At 71.8% G+C, this 3,434-nt stretch carries 4 protein-coding genes; 2 read left to right on the forward strand and 2 right to left on the reverse strand.

Annotated elements, in window-relative coordinates; genetic code table 11:
- Window positions 1-1,007, forward strand: a 1,007-nt coding sequence (gene sucB, locus NS184_RS16940) for a 2-oxoglutarate dehydrogenase, E2 component, dihydrolipoamide succinyltransferase (RefSeq protein ID WP_058727231.1), incomplete at its 5' end; no start/stop codon positions are given.
- A 160-nt stretch (window positions 1,008-1,167) separates the two neighbouring features.
- Here sucB and NS184_RS16945 read toward each other — a convergent pair.
- Window positions 1,168-1,974 (reverse strand): hypothetical protein, encoded by an 807-nt coding sequence (locus NS184_RS16945; protein WP_058727232.1) that lies wholly within the window; start codon window positions 1,972-1,974, stop codon window positions 1,168-1,170.
- Between the two features lie 127 nt (window positions 1,975-2,101).
- On the opposite strand from NS184_RS16945, the gene NS184_RS16950 reads away from it, so the two are divergent.
- A complete protein-coding gene (locus NS184_RS16950) occupies window positions 2,102-2,815 on the forward strand; it encodes a DUF4191 family protein (RefSeq protein ID WP_058727233.1) in 714 nt (237 codons plus the stop codon).
- Between the two features lie 75 nt (window positions 2,816-2,890).
- Here the strand turns inward: NS184_RS16950 and NS184_RS16955 are convergent, their stop codons facing one another.
- On the reverse strand, window positions 2,891-3,343 hold the full coding sequence (locus NS184_RS16955) for an RDD family protein (protein ID WP_058727234.1): 453 nt from the start codon (window positions 3,341-3,343) through the stop codon (window positions 2,891-2,893).
- Between the last annotated feature and the right edge of the window lie 91 nt (window positions 3,344-3,434).

The raw sequence follows: 3,434 nt of genomic DNA on the forward strand, positions 1-3,434 counted from the left end.
GGCCCGAGGCGGCAGGAGCGCCGGCCCCGGCCGCCGCTCCTGCCGCCTCGGGCCAGTCGGCTTCGGTGCCGAACCCGACACAGGACGGCTCCGCCTCCGGCTACGTGACCCCGCTCGTGCGCAAGCTCGCGAACGAGCAGGGCGTGGACCTCTCGACCGTGACCGGCTCCGGTGTCGGCGGTCGCATCCGCAAGGAGGACGTCCTCGCTGCCGCTGCGGCTGCCGCGAAGCCGGCCGCCGGCGGTCAGGCTGCGGCCGCGCCGTCCGGTCCCTTCGTCGCCGAGGTGTCGCCGCTCCGTGGCACCCGCGAGAAGATGACCCGTCTCCGCAAGGTCGTCGCCGAGCGAGCGGTGCAGTCGATGACCTCGACCGCCCAGCTCACGAGCGTCGTCGAGGTCGACGTCACGAAGGTGGCGCAGTTCCGCGACGCGCACAAGGCCGAGTTCCTCGAGAAGACCGGCTCGAAGCTCTCCTTCATGCCGTTCTTCGCCCTCGCGGCGTCGGAGGCGCTCAAGGCGCACCCGAAGATCAACTCGACGGTCGACGGCGACGAGATCGTCTACCCGGACACCGAGAACGTCTCGATCGCGGTGGACACCGAGCGCGGCCTGCTCACGCCGGTGATCAAGGACGCTGCGTCCCTGAACCTGGCGCAGTTCTCGCAGTCGATCGCCGACCTGGCCGAGCGCACGCGCAACAACCAGCTGAAGCCGGACGAGCTCGCGGGCGGCACCTTCACGCTGACCAACACCGGTTCGCGTGGCGCGCTGTTCGACACCCCCGTGGTGTTCCTCCCGCAGTCGGCGATCCTCGGCACGGGCATCGTGACGAAGCGTCCGGCAGTCGTGAAGGTCGACGGACAGGAAGCCATCGCGATCCGTTCGTTCGTCTACCTCGCGCTGTCCTACGACCACCGGATCATCGACGGCGCGGACGCGTCGCGGTACCTCGTCGCGGTCAAGAACCGCCTCGAGGAGGGCAACTTCGCCCCGAACCTCGGGTACTGACGCACAGCCACCGGGTCCTCGGACCCGGCGCTGGCGCGGCTCGACGGAACGGCCCCGCTCCCCAGGGAGCGGGGCCGTTCCGCATCCGCACCCGCCGCATCCGCATCCCCATCCGCATCCGCATCCGCGACAGGTCCTCCCGTTTCGCTGCTCCCGGCGGTCATCTGCCGAGCACCATCACCGCGGACACCACCACCCCGACCGCCACCACCACGCCGACGCCCACCTGTCGCACCGGCACCCAGCGACCACCGACGGGCACCCCGCGTTCGACGACGTCCCGCACCCGACCGATCACCGCATCGACCGCCGACCCTGTCGACTCCGGCCCCGGGGCCGGCGACACCGCCTCCTCGAACGAGAAGAGTCCCGCCGGCGGGTCCCAGCGGACCGGCCTCGGCGCGCCCGCGTCCCGCACGGCCTCACGCAGCGCGACGAGCGCGTCCGGATCGCCGGACCGGGCGGCGACGATCGCCGCGTCGATCCCGGGTCGGCACGGCTCCTGCGGGTCGACGCGTTCCCAGACGATCCGCACGGCGAGCAGCAGTGCTGAGATGCCCTCGGCGAGACCGGACTCGACGCTCGACCCGTCCCCGAGCGGCGCGGCATCCGTCGGCCGGTCGCAGAGCACGACGGCTCCGGAGTCGTCCACGACGACGTCGTCGGACCGAGCCGGTCCGAGCAGGACCGCCCCGCGCACCGCGTCGACGGCGAGGTCGACCAGCGGCGAGGTCAGGGTGACGGCGACCCCGACGCTGGGTGTCCCGATGCGGTCGAGCGCCACAGCGATCGACGGACCCGCGGGTCGCAGCAGTTCGATCACCAGGGCCCCTGCCCCGGTGCGACCGACGGCGTGCACCGGGCCGAGGTGCCGTTCCGGGGTGGCCGAACGAGCGGCGACCCAGGCGAGCGCAGCGTCCTCGGACGCAGCCGTCCACCAGGTCCTGCGTTCCTCGTCCGTGTCCACGACTCCCATGCTCGTACCGGCCGCTCCGACGCAGGCTTCCGCACGCGCGACTGTGGAGCAGCGCCGTTCGCCCACAGCCTGCTCCGAGCCGGTCTCGGAGCGCCCGCTCAGGCCGTATCCTGTGTGCATGGCACGCAGCAGTTCTTCCGACACGAAGGCGAAGGAGCCCGGTCGTCTCAAGCAGATGTACCAGGTCTTCCAGATGACCCGTCGGGCCGACCCGTCGTCCGTCTGGTGGTTCGCCCTCGCGTTCGTCGTCCCCGTCGTCCTGGGCGTCCTCCTCGCCCTGCTGCTCCCGGGTCAGAACTGGCTCGCGGTCGTCCTCTGGATCGTCGCGGGTGTGCTGCTCGGCGTGCTGCTCTTCCTCATCGTCCTCGGCCGTCTCGCTGAGCGCGCCGCGTACTCGCAGATCGAGGGTCAGCCCGGCGCCGTCGGTGCCGTGCTCTCGAACTCGCTGCGTCGGCAGTGGCGCTCGAGCGAGATGCCGGTCGCCGTGCACGGTCGCTCGCAGGCAGCCGTCTACCGGGCGGTCGGCACGCCGGGCGTCGTCCTCATCACCGAGGGCCAGCTCGGCAACCTGACCCGCCAGGTGGACGAGGAGCGCCGCAAGGTACAGCGCATCGTCCCGAACGTGCCGGTACACGTGGTCCACGTCGGTGGTGGCGACGACGCCGTGACGTTGCACAAGCTCCCCCGCGCGATGAACAAGTTCAAGAAGGCACTCAACCGCAACGAGGTACTCGCGGTCGCCAACCGGCTCGACTCGCTGACGCAGAGCCCGGCCGCCTCGATCCCGAAGGGCATGGACCCGATGCGAGCGCGCGCCGGCCGTCCGCGCTGATCTCCGGACCCCGTACACGCAGAACGCCCCCGACCGCACCGGCCGGGGGCGTTCTGCTCGCGGTGACCGCGGAGTTCAGCGGCGCACGAGCACCGTCCCGGCGATCCGGTCGTGGGCACCGCGGCTGTCACGATCGATGATGAGCGCCGGCACGACGAGGCAGAGCAGCACCGTCCGGACCACAGGGCGCCAGACCCCGACGTAGCCACCGCGGATCGGCACGACGCGCAGGCCGACACAGATGTGCCCGAACGAACCGGACAGCAGGCAGATGAAGAGGACCTGCAGCGCGGCGAAGATGGCGATCTGGACCCACGAGTGCGCGATGTCCCCGGAACCGTTGACCGGCGACCACACACCCGTGACGTACGCGACGAGGTCAGCGAGGGCTCCGTCGATGAGCAGCGCGACGACCCGGCGACCGATGCGGCCGACGCTTCGGGGGCCCTCCTCCGGGAGCCCGAGGTCCTTGCCGGGCCAGCCGTCCGGATGCGCGGCGGTGGACGACGGGGAGGTGCTGCGGGCCATGCTCCAAGCGTAGGCGACGGTCGGCCGCCCGGACGCAGATCGCCCACCCCTGGTGCAGCGCCTCGCACCGACGCAGCGCCCCGTCCCGCTC

The sequence above is a fragment of the Curtobacterium luteum genome (genome assembly GCF_001475545.1).
GTDB lineage: Bacteria > Actinomycetota > Actinomycetes > Actinomycetales > Microbacteriaceae > Curtobacterium > Curtobacterium luteum_A.

What these genes read in the sequence shown, in the direction of transcription:
- NS184_RS16950 (WP_058727233.1), top strand. Translation starts at nt 2,102, where the DNA reads ATGGCACGCAGCAGTTCTTCCGACACGAAGGCGAAGGAGCCCGGTCGT.
- NS184_RS16955 (WP_058727234.1), bottom strand. Translation starts at nt 3,343, where the DNA reads ATGGCCCGCAGCACCTCCCCGTCGTCCACCGCCGCGCATCCGGACGGC.